The sequence below is a fragment of the Pseudomonas sp. ADAK21 genome (genome assembly GCF_012935735.1).
GTDB lineage: Bacteria > Pseudomonadota > Gammaproteobacteria > Pseudomonadales > Pseudomonadaceae > Aquipseudomonas > Aquipseudomonas proteolytica.
On record NZ_CP052857.1, the window covers coordinates 1,815,242 to 1,831,025 of the forward strand.

Sequence of the window (15,784 nt, forward strand, 5' to 3'; positions counted from 1 at the left end):
TTTGCCAGCAATCACCGTCATATGCCCACCACCGTCCTGATTCGGAACCTGTCTCCTTGATGAGCCAACGGCTGTTAGCGTTCTTTTTGCTGGGGTTCCTGGGCCTGGGCGGTTGCGCCACCCTGGACGTGCCCCGGGTGCCCAGCGAGGCACTGCCGGCGACGCAGTCCGCCTTTGGGCGCTCGATCCAGGCCCAGGCCGCGCCCTATCAGGGCCGCTCCGGGTTTCGCCTGCTGCCCAACAGCAGCGAAGCGTTCATGGCCCGCGCCGAATTGATCCGCAATGCCCAGACCAGCCTCGACTTGCAGTACTACATCGTCCATGACGGCATCAGCACGCGCATGCTGGTGGACGAGCTGCTGACGGCGGCCGACCGTGGCGTGCGGGTGCGCATCCTCCTCGATGACACCACCAGCGACGGCCTGGACCAGATCATCGCCACACTGGCTGCACATCCGCAGATCCAGATCCGCCTGTTCAACCCCTTGCACCTGGGGCGCAGCACCGGCGTGACACGGGCCATGGGCCGGCTGTTCAACCTGTCGCTGCAACACCGGCGCATGCACAACAAGCTATGGCTGGCCGACAACAGCGTGGCGATTGTCGGCGGGCGCAACCTGGGGGATGAGTATTTCGATGCCGAGCCCAACCTGAACTTCACCGATATCGACATGCTCAGTGTGGGGCCCGTGGCCGAGCAACTGGGCCACAGTTTTGATCAGTACTGGAACAGTGCGCTGAGCAAACCTATCGCCGACTTTATCTCCAGCGCCCCGTCCTCCCGCGACCTGGCCACGGCGCGCGGGCTTCTGGAGAAGTCCCTGGCCGAATCGCGCCAGCAAAACCATGCCCTGTATAACCGCCTGCGGACCTACCAGACCCAGCCACGCATGGATATCTGGCGCCGGGAACTGATCTGGGCCTGGAACCAGGCACTGTGGGACGCGCCGAGCAAAGTCCTGGCCAAGGCCGATCCCGACCCACAACTGCTGCTCACGACCCAACTGGGGCCAGAGCTGGAAGGCGTGCACAGTGAGCTGATGATGATTTCGGCCTACTTCGTGCCCGGCCAGCCGGGCCTGGTGTACCTCACCGGCCGCGCGGACGCAGGCGTCGACGTGCGCCTGCTGACCAACGCCCTGGAAGCCACCGACGTGCCGGCGGTGCATGGCGGCTATGCGCCCTATCGCAAGGCGCTGCTGGAACACGGGGTGAAGTTGTACGAACTGCGCCGCCAACCGGGCGACGGTGGCGGCAGTGGCCCGCACCTGCTGGGCAGCCGCTCGCTGCACGGTTCGGACTCGAGCCTGCACAGCAAGGCGATGATTTTTGATCGGCAGAAGTCGTTTATCGGCTCGTTCAATTTCGACCCGCGTTCGGTGCTGTGGAACACCGAGGTCGGCGTGCTGGTGGACAGCCCCGAACTGGCCGAGCATGTTCGTAACCTGGCCCTGCAAGGGATGGCGCCGGCGTTGAGTTATGAGGCAAAACTGCAAGATGGCCAGGTGGTTTGGGTCACGGAAGACAACGGCCAGATGCACACCCTGAGCCGCGAGCCGGGGAGCTGGTGGCGCCGGTTCAATGCCTGGTTTGCCACCACCGTGGGTCTGGAGCGCATGCTCTAAGAACCACGAATATCCATTGTGGGAGCTGGCTTGCCTGCGATAGCGGTGGGTCAGTTGGCCCATTTGCTACTGATACACCGCTATCGCAGGCAAGCCAGCTCCCACAGTTTTGATCGCATTTCCAGGTCAGGCTGGTTGCTCGAGGCCAAACGCGCCTTGGCGCAACAACAGAATCACCAATCCCAAGGCACCTGCGGCCATCAACAACGGCAACGCATGCCCGCTGATCCACTGGCTGCCAGCCCCCGCCACCAGCGGCCCGATCAGGCAACCAATCCCCCACAACTGGGCAATATGGGCATTGGCTCGCACCAGCGCATCGTCACGGTAGCGCTCGCCGATCAGAATCAACGACAAGGTGAACAAGCCCCCCGCACTGGCACCGAACAGGACCCAGATCGGCCAGATCAGCCAGGTATCCAGCAACGGCGCAATGGCCAGGCTCGACAGCAGCAACAGCACCGCACAGCCGAGAAACAGGGTGCGCCTGGGCAGGTAGTCGGCCAGCGCACCAATCGGCAATTGCAGCAGGGCATCGCCTACTACCACGGTGCTGACCATCGCCAACGCCACTTCGGCAGTGAAGCCCTGTTGCAGGCAATACACCGGCAACAGCGTCAGAATCATCGCCTCGAACGCGGCAAACAATGCCACCGCCCAGGCGATCGCCGGCAAGCCCCGGCAAAATCCCCACAAGTCGCCAAAGGTCACGCTGAAGGCCTCTGCCGTCGGCGCCCCGCTACGCCCCAGCAGCAGGAAGGGCGCAACGATCAACAGACCGACGCCAACCCAGAAGCCATAGTCATGATCGGTGCCCAGCACGCCGAGCAACAACGGCCCCGACAGCTGGCTCAAGGCGTAGGTACAGCCATACAGCGCCACCAGCCGGCCACGCCACTGCTCCACCACCAGTTGGTTGATCCAGCTTTCGCCGAGGATAAACACAATGGTCAGGATCACCCCGATCATCAACCGCAGCACCAGCCACACCGGATAGCTGGGCAATACCGCCAGCAACCCGATGGAAACCGCCCCGGCCCACAGGCACAGGCGCATCAGATTTGCCGTGCCCAGCCAGGAAGCCAGGCGGCTCGACACCTTGGCGCCCAACAACACACCGAACGCTGGCATCGCCGCCATGATGCCGATAGCAAAGTTGCCGTAGCCCCAGCTTTCCAGGCGCAGGGACACCAGCGGCATGCTGACGCCCAGGGCAAGGCCGACGCTGAGTACTGAAGCCAGGACGGCAAAGTAAGTCGCCCAACGCATTGCCACGCTCCTGTGGATAACTCATTTGTGGACGGTAAAACGAACTGTAGGAGCGAGCTTGTGTGGGAGCCGGGCTTGCCCGCGATGCTGGCACCTCGGTACATCAGTTGCACCGAGGTGATGCTATCGCAGGCAAGCCAGCTCCCACACAAGCTCGCTCCTACAGGGGATCAGCGGGGTTGCTTACAGCTTGATCCAGGTTGCCTTCAGTTCGGTGTACTTGTCGAACGCGTGCAGCGACTTGTCGCGACCGTTGCCCGACTGCTTGAACCCGCCGAACGGCGCGGTCATGTCGCCGCCATCGTACTGGTTGACCCACACGCTACCGGCGCGCAGCGCTTTGGCGGTCAGGTGCGCCTTGGAGATATCCGAGGTCCATACCGCAGCGGCCAGGCCATAAGGCGTGTCGTTGGCGATGGCTACGGCTTCTTCAGCGCTGTCGAAGGTGATCACCGACAGGACCGGGCCAAAGATCTCTTCCTGGGCAATCTTCATGGCGTTGGTCACACCGTCGAAAATCGTCGGCTCGACGTAAGTGCCGCCGGTTTCCTGCAGGGTGCGCTTGCCACCGGCCACCAGTTTGGCGCCATCGGCGTGCCCGGCTTCGATGTACGACAGCACGGTGTTCATCTGCTGGGTATCCACCAGCGCACCGACGTTGGTGGCCGGGTCCAGCGGGTTGCCCGGCTTCCAGCCCTTGAGGGCCTCGATCACCATCGGCAGGAATTTGTCCTTGATCGAACGCTCCACCAGCAGGCGCGAGCCGGCGGTGCAGACTTCGCCCTGGTTGAAGGCGATGGCGCCAGCGGCGGATTCGGCAGCGGCTTGCAGGTCCGGGGCATCGGCAAACACGATGTTCGGGCTCTTGCCGCCGGCTTCCAGCCAGACGCGCTTCATGTTCGACTCGCCGGAGTAGATCATCAGTTGCTTGGCGATCTTGGTAGAACCGGTGAACACCAGAGTGTCGACGTCCATATGCAGCGCCAACGCCTTGCCCACGGTGTGGCCGTAGCCCGGCAGCACGTTGAGCACGCCTTTGGGGATACCGGCTTCAACGGCCAGGGCGGCGATGCGGATGGCGGTCAGCGGCGACTTTTCCGACGGCTTGAGGACGACCGAGTTACCGGTGGACAGCGCCGGCCCCAGTTTCCAGCAGGCCATCATCAGCGGGAAGTTCCACGGCACGATGGCCGCCACTACGCCGACGGGCTCGCGGGTCACCAGGCCCAGTTGGTCATGGGGGGTGGCGGCGACTTCGTCGTAAATCTTGTCGATGGCCTCGCCGCTCCAGCTCAGGGCTTGCGCCGCGCCTGGAATGTCGATGCCCAGGGAATCACCGATTGGCTTGCCCATGTCCAAGGTTTCAAGCAGGGCCAGCTCTTCGGCATTGGCCTTGAGCAGCGCGGCGAAACGGATCATGGTGGCTTTACGCTTGGCCGGGGCCAGGCGTGACCAGGCACCCGAGTTGAAGGTGGCGCGGGCGTTTTCCACGGCGCGCTGGGCGTCGGCGACGTCACAGCTGGCAACCGTGGTCAGCAGGCGGCCGTCAACCGGGCTGAGACATTCGAACGTGTCGCCGGAAACGGCGGCGGTGTATTCGCCATTGATATACGCGCGGCCTTCGATCTTCAGGTCCTTGGCGCGTTGTTCCCAGTCGGCACGGGTCAGGGTGGTCATGCGAGTGTCCTCCTCTTATTAAATATAAGGGCCCGGCGTAATCACCAGTTCCCTTCCAAATGCTTGCCCGGCCAGCCAGCTATTCGGTCCGAGGCACCCGCCACCCTAAACCAGCCGCCGGGGATGTTTCAATATATTTGACATAACGACCGCAAACGCCCTTGCGATGTTCATTTTAATAAACATAGACTTTGGCTCTCCAACCCCAGGCCTAGACGGGATACGTGCATGAACATTCAGGATGTCGTCGATTTCAGCCAAGCGAACACCGCCGCCGAACGCTACCGCCCCGCCACCGAAAAAATCCTCAAGGGCGACCCCGAGCAGACGCTCTTCAACCACTACAACAGCCCGTGCGGCCAGATGAACGCCGGGGTGTGGGAGGGTGAAGTCGGGCAATGGACGGTGAACTACACCGAACACGAATATTGCGAGATCGTGCAGGGAGTTTCGGTACTTCGCGATGGCGACGGCAACGCCAAGACCTTGCGCGCCGGTGATCGCTTCGTCATCCCGGCCGGTTTCAGGGGCACCTGGGAAGTGCTGGAGCCGTGCCGCAAGATCTACGTGGTGTTCGAAGAAAAGGCCTGATCGGTCGATCGCGACTTTTCAAAGACGAAAAAAAACCCGCATCGTGAGATGCGGGTTTTTTTCACAAGAAAGAAAACCAATTACTTGATTTTGCCTTCTTTGTAGATCACGTGCTTGCGAACGCGCGGGTCGAACATTTTCTTTTCGAGCTTGTCCGGGGTAGTACGCTTGTTCTTGTCGGTAGTGTAGAAGTGACCAGTACCGGCGCTAGAGATCATTCGAATCAATTCACGCATGATATAGCTCCTTAGATTTTGCCGTCGCGGCGCAGTTCAGCGAGCACGACAGTGATGCCACGCTTGTCGATGATGCGCATGCCTTTGGCAGATACGCGCAGACGGACAAAACGTTTCTCTTCTTCAACCCAGAAGCGGTGATGCTGCAGGTTTGGCAGGAAACGACGACGGGTTTTGTTGTTTGCGTGGGAAATGTTATTCCCAGTCACCGGACCCTTACCGGTAACTTGACAGACTCTCGACATGCCTCAGCCCTCTAAAACCACATGCCCAACCCGGCATGGGTTGGCCGCTTAATCTCTCAGTCATTTGGCGCCAGGCGCCGCGTTTCTTTAAGGGTCTTACCGGCTACACCTACAGTGAAGGAACCGGGCCCCTAGAAAAGAGCGCTGCTTTATACCAGAAAGACCCCAGTGCAACAACAGCCGGTGTGTTTTTCCCGCTGTAAATCTCGCCCGAACAGGCCTCAAGCGCTGCCAGGGTGGGGCGCCGTGCTGCAGAACCGCTCGTCGCACCGAATGATTTGTCGCCGCTGCTTGCAGGCCAAGGCCCTGGGCAAAATGACCTGAAGCGCCATCAAAACAGTATTTGCCGTAAATGCACAGGCAAAAATGGGCTAGTCATTTATGAATGAGCCCACTACGGTAGGACTTTTCCAGACTGCACTCGCAGATGGGCCTCCGATCTGCAAAGGAAACCGACCATGCGTCTCGCTGCCCTACCCTTATTGCTCGCCCCGTTCTTCCTCGCCCCACTGGCCCAGGCAGCCTCTACGCTGAGCGTCTGCACCGAGGCCAGCCCCGAAGGGTTTGACGTGGTGCAATACAACTCGCTGACCACCACCAACGCCTCGGCGGATGTGCTGATGAACCGCCTGGTGGACTTCGATGCCGAGAGCGGCAAGCTGGTACCGAGCCTGGCCGACAGCTGGGAAGTCTCCCCGGACGGCCTGACCTATACCTTTAAATTGCACCCGGACGTCAAATTCCACCGCACTGCGTATTTCAACCCAAGCCGCAGCCTCACGGCTGAAGACGTGCGTTTCAGCTTCGAGCGCATGCTCGACCCGGCCAACCCCTGGCACAAGATCGCCCAGAGCGGCTTCCCCCACGCCCAGTCGCTGCAACTGCCAGCGCTGATCAAGAAGATCGACGCCCTTGACCCGCTGACCGTGCGTTTTACCCTGGATCACGCCGATTCCACCTTCCTCGCCGCGCTGAGCATGGGCTTTGCCTCGATCTACCCCGCCGAATACGCCGACAAGCTGCTCAAGGCCGGTACCCCGGAAAAGCTCAATAGCCAACCCATCGGCACCGGGCCGTTCGTGTTCGGGCGCTTCCAGAAAGATGCGGCCATCCGCTACAAGGCCAACCCGGATTATTTTGCCGGCAAGCCGGCTGTGGATAACTTGATCTTTGCTATCACCACGGACGCCAATGTGCGCCTGCAGAAACTGCGCCGGGACGAATGTCAGATCGCCTTGTCACCCAAGCCCCTGGATATCGGTGAAGCGCAAAAGGATCCTGCACTCAAGGTGGAAAAAACTGCTGCCTTCATGACGGCTTTCGTCGCCATCAATAGCCAGCACCCGCCACTGGACAAACCCGAAGTGCGCCAGGCAATCAACCTGGCCTTCGACAAGGCCAGCTACCTCAAGGCCGTGTTTGAAGGCACCGCCGAAGCTGCCAATGGGCCTTACCCGCCCAATACCTGGAGCTTTGCCAAGGAGTTGCCGGGTTATCCACAGGACATTGCCAAGGCCAAGGGGCTGCTGGATCGCGCCGGGCTCAAGGACGGTTTCAAGACCACTATCTGGACCCGGCCATCCGGCAGCCTGCTCAATCCCAACCCCAGCCTGGGCGCCCAGCTGTTGCAGGCAGACCTGGCCAAGATCGGCATCCAGGCAGAGATCCGCGTGATCGAATGGGGCGAGCTGATCCGCCGCGCCAAGGCCGGCGAGCACGATCTGTTGTTCATGGGCTGGGCCGGCGACAACGGCGACCCGGATAACTTCCTGACCCCGCAGTTTTCCTGCGCGGCGGTCAAATCCGGCACCAACTTCGCCCGTTACTGCGACCCGGCGCTGGACAAGCTGATCAGTGCCGGCAAGACCACCAACGAGCAAGGCGTGCGCAGCAAGCTCTACCAACAGGCGCAGGCGCAGATCCAGCAGCAGGCGCTGTGGTTGCCACTGGCCCATCCGACGGCCTTTGCCCTGACACGCAAGAATGTCGAGGGGTATCAGGTCAGCCCGTTTGGGCGCCAGGACTTCTCCAAAGTCAGCGTCACCCCCTGACCCTTCGTGTGTATGAGCCGGCTTGCCGGCTCCTACACGGGGTTGCGTTATATCCAGCCATATTCGGCCATCGACAGCGGATCGCCGTCGCCGACGATAATGTGGTCGAGTACCCGCACATCCACCAGATCCAGGGCTTTTTGCAGCACTTTGGTCAATTTTCGATCAGCGATGCTCGGCTCGGCATTCCCGGAGGGGTGGTTGTGGCACAGGATCAACGCCGCAGCGTTGTAGTCCAGGGCGCGCTTGACCACTTGTCGTGGGTAAACCGTGGCGTTGTCGATGGAGCCCTGGAACAACGCTTCGAAGCCCAGCACCCGATGCCTTGAATCGAGAAACAGGCAACCAAAGATCTCATGGGGTTGATGGCGCAGCAGTGCCTTGAGGTAATCACGCACCGCCACCGGGCTTTCCAGCACCGACTCATTACGCACATGCTCGGCCAGATGGCGCCGGCCCATTTCCAGCACCGCCTGCAACTGGGCGAATTTAGCCGGCCCCAGCCCCAGATGCTGGATGAATAAGGCCTGCCGGGCCTCCAGCAGTGCGCGCAGGCTGCCAAATTGCTCCAGCAGATGACGCGCCAGATCCACTGCACTTTTACCCGAGACGCCGGTGCGCAGGAATATCGCCAGCAACTCGGCATCCGAAAGACTCGCCGCGCCCAACTCCAAAAGCCTCTCCCGCGGACGCTCCGCCGCAGGCCAATTGCGAATACTCATGCCACCTCCCTGTGCATGTGCGCCGCTGTTGCATGGCGGACGCTGTGTTATCTTAGCCCCTCTTTTTTGCGCGCGATTTCTCCTGGGGAGGGGGGATCGCAACGCCATCACTGAACTGGAAAGGCAAACCAATGCAGCGTCTGTATCGGAAACGCATCGTTCTCGGCGTCGGCGGCGGCATTGCCGCCTACAAGAGCGCAGAGCTGGTTCGCAGGCTCCTGGACCAAGGCGCCGAAGTACGCGTGGTCATGACCCGTGGCGGCAGTGAGTTCATTACCCCGCTGACCATGCAGGCGCTGTCCGGCCACCCGGTTCACCTGGACCTGCTGGACCCGGCGGCCGAAGCTGCCATGGGCCATATCGAGCTGGCCAAATGGGCCGACCTGGTGCTGATCGCACCCGCCACCGCCGACCTGATTGCGCGCCTCGCCCAAGGCATTGCCGACGACTTGCTGACCACGCTGGTACTGGCCACCGACGCCACTGTCGCCATCGCCCCGGCGATGAACCAGGCCATGTGGCGCGACCCCGCCACCCAGGCCAACACCCAATTGCTGCAAAGCCGTGGCCTCAAGGTCTTCGGCCCGGCCTCCGGCAGCCAGGCCTGTGGCGACGTCGGCCTGGGCCGCATGCTCGAAGCCACCGACCTGGCGCTGTGCGCCGCCGAGTGTTTCCAGCACCTGGCCCTGACCGGCAAGCACGTGCTGATCACTGCCGGCCCGACCCAGGAAAACATCGACCCGGTGCGCTACATCACCAACCATAGCTCAGGGAAAATGGGCTTTGCCCTGGCTGAAGCGGCGGTTGAGGCAGGCGCACGCGTGACCCTGATCACCGGCCCGGTGCACCTGCCGACCCCGGATCGGGTCACCCGCATCGACGTAGTCAGCGCCCGTGACATGCTTGCGGCCTGTGAGGCGGCGATTCCCTGCGATGTGTTTATCGCCTCGGCAGCGGTCGCAGACTACCGTCCGGAAGTAGTTGCGCCGCAAAAACTCAAGAAAGACCCTACAAGCGGCGACGGCCTGCTCCTGCAAATGGTCCGCAACCCGGATATTTTGGCCACCATCGCCACCCGCGAAGATCGTCCGTTCAGCGTCGGTTTCGCCGCCGAAACCGAAAACCTGCTGGACTACGCCGCACGCAAACTGAAAGACAAAAACCTCGACCTGATCGTTGCCAATGATGTCGCCAACCCGAGCATCGGTTTCAACAGCGAGGAAAACGCCTGCAGCGTGATCGACCGCGAACTGCACGCGACCCTTTTCGCCCAGACCAGCAAGGGCAAGATTGCCCGCCAACTGATCTCTTTTATCGCCCAACGGCTGAACCAGGTTTAATTTCCATGCACGCTTTGCAAGCCAAGATCCTCGACCCCCGCATCGGCAGCGAATTCCCACTGCCGGCCTACGCCACACCGGGCTCCGCCGGCCTGGACCTGCGCGCCATGCTCAAGCAGGACACCGTGCTTGAGCCGGGCCAGACCCTGCTGATCCCCACCGGCCTGTCGATCTACGTCGGCGATCCCGGCCTGGCCGCGCTGATCCTGCCGCGCTCGGGCCTGGGCCACAAACACGGGATCGTCCTGGGCAACCTCGTTGGCCTGATCGACTCCGATTACCAGGGCGAACTGATGGTCTCGTGCTGGAACCGTGGCCAGACCGCCTTCAATATCGCCGTTGGCGAACGTATCGCCCAACTGGTGCTGGTACCGGTGGTGCAGGCGCATTTCGAACTGGTGACCGAGTTCGACGAAACCCAGCGTGGCGCAGGCGGTTTCGGGCATTCCGGCAGCCACTGACTACGCTCAGGCATGCCGGGCTCCGCGCCCGGCATGCCCCGATGGCATTTTCGCACCACGAACTCTAGGCCAAAAACGCCGTCTTACCCTTCAGTTTGAGCCTGCCGGTCGCCATATTCAGGCCTGTCCGCCCCGTATCGATGGAGTTTCCCCAGTGATGAGCAACGCAGCCCCAGTCGCCCCGACGTTTCCCGACAGTATTTTCCGCGCCTACGACATCCGTGGCGTCGTCCCGAAAACCCTGACCGCCGAAACCGCCTACTGGATCGGCCGCGCCATCGGCTCCCAAAGCCTGGCCCAGGGCGAACCCAACGTCTCGGTAGGCCGTGATGGCCGCCTGTCCGGCCCCGAGCTGGTGGAACGCCTGATCCAGGGCCTGGCCGACAGCGGCTGCCATGTCAGCGACGTCGGCCTGGTGCCGACACCGGCGCTGTACTACGCCGCCAACGTGCTGGCCGGCAAGTCGGGCGTCATGCTCACCGGCAGCCACAACCCGTCGGACTACAACGGCTTCAAGATCGTGATTGCGGGCGACACCCTGGCCAACGAACAGATCCAGGCCCTGCACACGCGCCTGAAAACCAATGACCTGACCAGCGGCAAAGGCAGCATCACCAAGGTCGATATCCTCCAGCGCTATTCCGACGAAATCACCCGGGACGTCAAGCTTGAGCGTCGCCTGAAGGTCGTGGTGGACTGCGGTAACGGCGCTGCAGGCGTAATCGCCCCGCAACTGCTCGAAGCCCTGAACTGCGAAGTGATCCCGCTGTTCTGCGACGTCGACGGCCACTTCCCCAACCATCACCCGGACCCGGGCAAGCCTGAAAACCTGGTGGACCTGATCGCCAAGGTCGAAGAAGTGGGCGCCGATGTCGGCCTGGCCTTCGATGGCGATGGCGACCGCGTGGGCGTGGTGACCAACACCGGCAGCATCGTGTTCCCCGATCGCCTGCTGATGCTGTTCGCACGCGACGTGGTGGCGCGCAACCCAGGCGCCGAGATTATTTTCGACGTGAAGTGCACCCGTCGCCTCACACCGCTGATCAAGGAATACGGTGGCCGCCCACTGATGTGGAAGACCGGTCACTCGCTGATCAAAAAGAAAATGAAGGAAACCGGCGCCCTGCTGGCGGGCGAAATGAGCGGCCATGTGTTCTTCAAGGAGCGCTGGTTCGGTTTCGACGACGGCATCTACAGTGCCGCACGTCTGCTGGAGATCCTCAGCAAGGAGAAATCCAGCGCCGAGGATCTGTTCGAGACCTTCCCGAACGATATTTCTACGCCGGAAATCAATATCCATGTGACCGAAGAGAGCAAATTCAGCATCATTGACGCACTGCACGATGCGCAATGGGGTGAAGGCGCCAACCTGACCACCATTGATGGTGTGCGAGTCGATTATGCCGAAGGCTGGGGCCTGGTTCGCGCGTCCAACACCACACCGGTGCTGGTCCTGCGTTTCGAGGCGGATACCAAGGCCGAGTTGCAGCGCATCAAGGACGTGTTCCACGCCCAGTTGAAACGTGTTGCCCCTGATCTCCAACTACCGTTCTGATTATTTGCCCCGGAGCCCTGAATGACCCTCGAACGCGAAGCCGCCGCCAACACCGCCAAGGTCCTTTCCGAAGCGCTGCCTTACATTCGACGCTACGTCGGCAAGACGCTGGTGATCAAGTACGGCGGCAATGCCATGGAAAGCGACGAGCTGAAAACCGGCTTTGCCCGCGACATCGTGCTGATGAAAGCCGTCGGGATCAACCCGGTGGTGGTCCACGGCGGCGGCCCGCAGATCGGTGACCTGCTCAAGCGCTTGTCCATCGAGAGTCACTTCATCGACGGTATGCGCGTCACCGATGCGCAGACCATGGACGTGGTGGAGATGGTCCTTGGCGGCCAGGTGAACAAAGACATCGTCAACCTGATCAACCGTCATGGCGGCAGCGCCATCGGCCTGACCGGCAAGGACGCCGAGCTGATCCGGGCGAAGAAACTCACCGTGACCCGCAAGACCCCGGAGATGACCCAGCCGGAAATCATCGACATTGGCCAGGTAGGCGAAGTGATCGGCATCAACACCGACTTGCTGAACCTGCTGGTCAAGGGTGACTTCATTCCGGTGATCGCGCCGATCGGCGTGGGTGCCAATGGTGAGTCCTACAACATCAACGCCGACCTGGTCGCCGGTAAAGTAGCCGAGGCCCTGAAGGCCGAGAAGCTGATGCTGCTGACCAACATTGCCGGCCTGATGGACAAGGAAGGCAAGGTCCTGACCGGCCTGACTACCCAGCAGGTCGACGATTTGATCGCCGACGGCACCATCTACGGCGGCATGCTGCCGAAGATCCGCTGCGCACTGGAAGCCGTGCAAGGTGGCGTAGGCAGCTCGCTGATCATCGATGGCCGGGTGCCGAACGCGGTGTTGCTGGAAATCTTCACTGATACCGGCATGGGCACGCTGATCAGCAATCGCAAGCGTCCCTGACCGCTGAAACAAAAAGCCCCCGTTCAACCTGGTTGAACGGGGGCTTTTTTATGTGCGCCGACCTGCAGCCTTGTGGAGATCCCCTGTAGGAGCGGGCTTGTCAGTCAACATCAGTGTTGAATGTACTACCGCTATCGGGAGCAAGCTCGCTCCTACACGAGCTCATCAGCTACAAGGGGGTTGTGTCAGACGCCAAACTGCTCGCGGTACGCCCGTACAGCCGGCAGGTGCTGCTTGAGCTGGGGGTCGTCTTCGAGGAACTGCAATACCTGGTTCAGCGAGACAATGCTCACCACCGGGATTGCGAAGTCACGTTCCACTTCCTGGATCGCCGACAACTCACCGTTGCCACGCTCCTGGCGGTTCAGCGCGATCAACACGCCAGCGGCCTTGGCGCCATCCTGGGACGCAATGATCTGCATCACTTCGCGGATCGCGGTGCCGGCGGTGATCACGTCGTCGATGATCAGCACATCACCGGTCAACGGAGCGCCGACCAGGCTGCCGCCTTCGCCGTGGGCCTTGGCTTCCTTGCGGTTGAAGCACCATGGCAGATCCCGGTCGTGATGTTCAGCCAGGGCCACCGCGGTCGCGGCAGCCAACGGAATGCCTTTGTAGGCCGGGCCAAACAGCACGTCGAAGGAAATGCCGCTTTCAACGATGGCGGCAGCGTAGAAACGCCCCAGCTGCGCCAGGGCAGAACCCGAGTTGAACAGGCCGGCATTGAAGAAGTATGGGCTGGTGCGCCCGGACTTGAGGGTGAACTCACCGAAGCGCAAAACCCCGCGATCGATGGCAAAACGAATGAAATCGCGTTGATACGCCTGCATGAAAAAAGCCTCAGATACCACGGATTTAGCTAAATAGGTAGACGGCGTGTATCATACACGCACGCGATTTTTGGGGCCATTTATGCGGATCATCAGTGTGAACGTTAATGGTATTCAGGCTGCAGTCGAGCGTGGTTTGCTCAGTTGGCTGCAAGCCCAGAATGCCGACGTCATCTGCCTGCAGGACACGCGCGCCTCCGCCTTTGAACTGGACGACCCAGCCTTCCAACTGGATGGCTACTTCCTTTATGCCTGTGATGCCGAAGTCCCTGCCCAAGGTGGCGTGGCTCTGTATTCACGGTTGCAACCCAAGGCGGTCATCAGCGGCCTCGGCTTCGAGACAGCCGATCGCTACGGGCGCTACCTGCAAGCCGATTTCGACAAAGTCAGTATTGCTACCTTGCTGCTCCCTTCGGGGATGAACGGCGATGAAGACTTGAACCAGAAGTTCAAGCTAATGGACGATTTCGCCCGTTATCTGGATAAACAGCGACGCAAACGCCGCGAGTACATTTATTGTGGCTCGCTGTACGTGGCGCAACAGAAGCTGGATATCAAGAACTGGCGCGACAGCCAGCAATCCCCGGGCTTCCTGGCGCCGGAACGGGCCTGGATGGACGAGATTGTCGGCAACATGGGCTATGTAGATGCCCTGCGTGAAGTCAGCCGTGAAGGTGACCAGTACAGCTGGTGGCCGGACAACGAACAGGCCGAGATGCTCAACCTGGGCTGGCGTTTTGACTACCAACTGCTGACCCCCGGCCTGCGCCGGTTTGTCCGCAGCGCACGCCTGCCGCGTCAACCGCGCTTCTCGCAACACGCGCCGTTGATCGTGGATTACGACTGGACCTTGACCATCTGAGGTCATGTTCCAGGTACAAAAAAACCGACATCGCTGTCGGTTTTTTTGTGGGCGATCATTATTTGATCAATCGCCATGTGCACGGGTAACGGTAGGCAATGCCTTTATTGGCCTTGATGCCCCCAATGATGGTCAGCACCAACGCGGCAATCACCAGCACCGCCATCATCAGGAAACCAATGATCACAAAACCCAGGACAAAGCAGACCAGCCAGGCAATGGCCACGGTCAGCTGGAAGTTCAGCGCTTCCTTGCCCTGATCATCGATCAGCGGATCCATGTCCTTCTTCACCTGCCACAGGATCAAAGGCCCCAGCACACTGCCGAAGGGGAACACCAGGCCAAGGAACGCCGCGAAGTGACAGAGCATGGCCCACTGGCGCACTTCCTTGGTCTGGGCTGGCACAGGAAGCTGGTTGTCACTCATGGCGTTGCTCCTTGAGGCGGGTTTCAGTCAGCCAGTGCGGCGGTCTGTAGTTCGAAGATTTCGCTCATGCCTTTCTGGGCCAGGGCCAGCATGGCGTTCAGGTCTGCTGGCTGGAACGGCGCGCCTTCGGCGGTGCCCTGCACTTCGATGAACCCACCGGTGCTGGTCATGACCACATTCAGGTCGGTCTCGGCCGCCGAATCTTCCAGGTAGTCCAGGTCCAACACAGGCTCGCCCTGATACATGCCCACCGATACAGCTGCAATCATCTGCTTGAGCGGGTCGCCGCCTTTCAGGCCGCCGCGCTTCTTGATCACTTTCAGCGCATCGACCAGCGCGACCATGGCGCCAGTGATGGACGCGGTGCGGGTGCCGCCGTCGGCCTGGATCACATCGCAGTCGACGTACAGGGTGACGTCGCCCAGCTTGGACATGTCCAGCGCAGCGCGCAGGGAACGGCCGATCAGGCGCTGGATCTCCAGGGTGCGACCGCCCTGCTTGCCACGGCTGGCTTCACGCTGGTTACGCTCGCCGGTGGCGCGCGGCAACATGCCGTATTCGGCGGTCAACCAACCCTGGCCCTGGCCCTTGAGGAAACGCGGCACGCCGTTTTCAACGCTGACGGTGCAGATGACCTTGGTATCGCCGAACTCGACCAGTACAGATCCCTCGGCGTGTTTGGTGTAGTTGCGGGTGATGCGGATCGAGCGGAGCTGATCGGCAGCGCGACCACTTGGACGTTTCATAGGGGATACCTGTACTGAGGACGAAAAACTGCCGAGCATTATAGAGCCGCAGGCCGCTTCGCGGCACTGCTAATAAATTCGGTTACCAAAGGGCGGCCCTGGGCACCCTTTGTCACAGCCAGCATTTGGGGGCGCTTGCCCCGTTGCGCTACAATCCTGCGCCTTCGCAGCCAGTCGGCTTCAATCTACCTACCAGCCCGCCCGTTTGCGGGACTGTATC

Annotated in this window: 15 protein-coding genes and 1 pseudogene; 8 read left to right on the forward strand and 8 right to left on the reverse strand. The window is 61.2% G+C overall.

The annotated features are described in order from the left end of the window. Positions 1–59: 59 nt before the first annotated feature. Positions 60–1,625, forward strand: coding sequence for a phospholipase D family protein (locus HKK57_RS08375; protein ID WP_029289787.1), 1,566 nt, complete (start codon positions 60–62; stop codon positions 1,623–1,625). 126 nt (positions 1,626–1,751) lie between these two features. Here HKK57_RS08375 and HKK57_RS08380 read toward each other — a convergent pair whose 3' ends face one another. Together HKK57_RS08380 and HKK57_RS08385 are read right to left on the reverse strand one after the other, a co-directional pair. Beyond that, positions 1,752–2,894, reverse strand: a complete 1,143-nt coding sequence (locus tag HKK57_RS08380) for an MFS transporter (RefSeq protein WP_070994050.1) — start codon at positions 2,892–2,894, stop codon at positions 1,752–1,754. Between the two features lie 183 nt (positions 2,895–3,077). Then, entirely contained in the window at positions 3,078–4,571 is a 1,494-nt protein-coding gene (locus tag HKK57_RS08385) for an aldehyde dehydrogenase (protein WP_029289792.1), read from the reverse strand. Between the two features lie 228 nt (positions 4,572–4,799). Between HKK57_RS08385 and HKK57_RS08390 the strand changes: the two genes are divergently transcribed. Next, entirely contained in the window at positions 4,800–5,162 is a 363-nt protein-coding gene (locus tag HKK57_RS08390) for a cupin domain-containing protein (RefSeq protein WP_029289794.1), read from the forward strand. 80 nt (positions 5,163–5,242) lie between these two features. On the opposite strand, the gene rpmG is transcribed toward HKK57_RS08390, so the two are convergent. Together rpmG and rpmB are read right to left on the reverse strand one after the other, a co-directional pair. Further along, positions 5,243–5,398, reverse strand: coding sequence for a 50S ribosomal protein L33 (gene rpmG / locus HKK57_RS08395; RefSeq protein ID WP_003176906.1), 156 nt, complete (start codon positions 5,396–5,398; stop codon positions 5,243–5,245). 11 nt (positions 5,399–5,409) lie between these two features. Continuing rightward, positions 5,410–5,643, reverse strand: coding sequence for a 50S ribosomal protein L28 (rpmB, locus tag HKK57_RS08400; RefSeq protein ID WP_007920377.1), 234 nt, complete (start codon positions 5,641–5,643; stop codon positions 5,410–5,412). Between the two features lie 458 nt (positions 5,644–6,101). Between rpmB and HKK57_RS08405 the strand changes: the two genes are divergently transcribed. Then, the gene (locus HKK57_RS08405) at positions 6,102–7,694 is read left to right on the forward strand and encodes an ABC transporter substrate-binding protein (RefSeq protein WP_169390019.1); all 1,593 of its coding nucleotides are present in this window, start codon (positions 6,102–6,104) and stop codon (positions 7,692–7,694) included. A 47-nt stretch (positions 7,695–7,741) separates the two neighbouring features. Here the strand turns inward: HKK57_RS08405 and radC are convergent, their stop codons facing one another. Beyond that, a complete protein-coding gene (gene radC / locus HKK57_RS08410) occupies positions 7,742–8,416 on the reverse strand; it encodes a RadC family protein (RefSeq protein ID WP_029289803.1) in 675 nt (224 codons plus the stop codon). Between the two features lie 131 nt (positions 8,417–8,547). Here radC and coaBC point away from each other — a divergent pair, with 131 nt between their 5' ends. The 4 genes and pseudogenes from coaBC (at position 8,548) to argB (ending at position 12,699) form a co-directional block, all read left to right on the forward strand. Further along, positions 8,548–9,756 carry a bifunctional phosphopantothenoylcysteine decarboxylase/phosphopantothenate--cysteine ligase CoaBC gene (gene coaBC, locus HKK57_RS08415; RefSeq protein ID WP_169390020.1) on the forward strand — a complete coding sequence of 403 codons (1,209 nt, stop codon included), beginning with the start codon at positions 8,548–8,550 and terminating at the stop codon, positions 9,754–9,756. Between the two features lie 5 nt (positions 9,757–9,761). Further along, positions 9,762–10,217, forward strand: a complete 456-nt coding sequence (gene dut, locus HKK57_RS08420; protein ID WP_029289808.1) for a dUTP diphosphatase — start codon at positions 9,762–9,764, stop codon at positions 10,215–10,217. A gap of 148 nt (positions 10,218–10,365) precedes the next feature. Then, positions 10,366–11,772: pseudogene (locus tag HKK57_RS08425) on the forward strand (phosphomannomutase/phosphoglucomutase); the annotation flags it as partial. Positions 11,773–11,793: 21 nt separating this feature from the next. After that, the gene (gene argB / locus HKK57_RS08430) at positions 11,794–12,699 is read left to right on the forward strand and encodes an acetylglutamate kinase (RefSeq protein WP_029289812.1); all 906 of its coding nucleotides are present in this window, start codon (positions 11,794–11,796) and stop codon (positions 12,697–12,699) included. A gap of 185 nt (positions 12,700–12,884) precedes the next feature. Here the strand turns inward: argB and pyrE are convergent, their stop codons facing one another. Then, complete coding sequence (pyrE, locus tag HKK57_RS08435) at positions 12,885–13,529, reverse strand: orotate phosphoribosyltransferase (protein ID WP_070994053.1); 645 nt, start codon at positions 13,527–13,529, stop codon at positions 12,885–12,887. An 82-nt stretch (positions 13,530–13,611) separates the two neighbouring features. Here pyrE and HKK57_RS08440 point away from each other — a divergent pair, with 82 nt between their 5' ends. Continuing rightward, positions 13,612–14,391, forward strand: coding sequence for an exodeoxyribonuclease III (locus HKK57_RS08440; protein ID WP_029289816.1), 780 nt, complete (start codon positions 13,612–13,614; stop codon positions 14,389–14,391). Positions 14,392–14,449: 58 nt separating this feature from the next. Here HKK57_RS08440 and HKK57_RS08445 read toward each other — a convergent pair whose 3' ends face one another. Both HKK57_RS08445 and rph read right to left on the reverse strand, forming a co-directional pair. After that, positions 14,450–14,818 carry a DUF4870 domain-containing protein gene (locus HKK57_RS08445; RefSeq protein ID WP_029289818.1) on the reverse strand — a complete coding sequence of 123 codons (369 nt, stop codon included), beginning with the start codon at positions 14,816–14,818 and terminating at the stop codon, positions 14,450–14,452. A 23-nt stretch (positions 14,819–14,841) separates the two neighbouring features. Beyond that, positions 14,842–15,564: a ribonuclease PH gene (rph, locus tag HKK57_RS08450; RefSeq protein WP_029289820.1), complete on the reverse strand. Its 723-nt coding sequence runs from the start codon at positions 15,562–15,564 to the stop codon at positions 14,842–14,844. Positions 15,565–15,784: the final 220 nt, after the last annotated feature.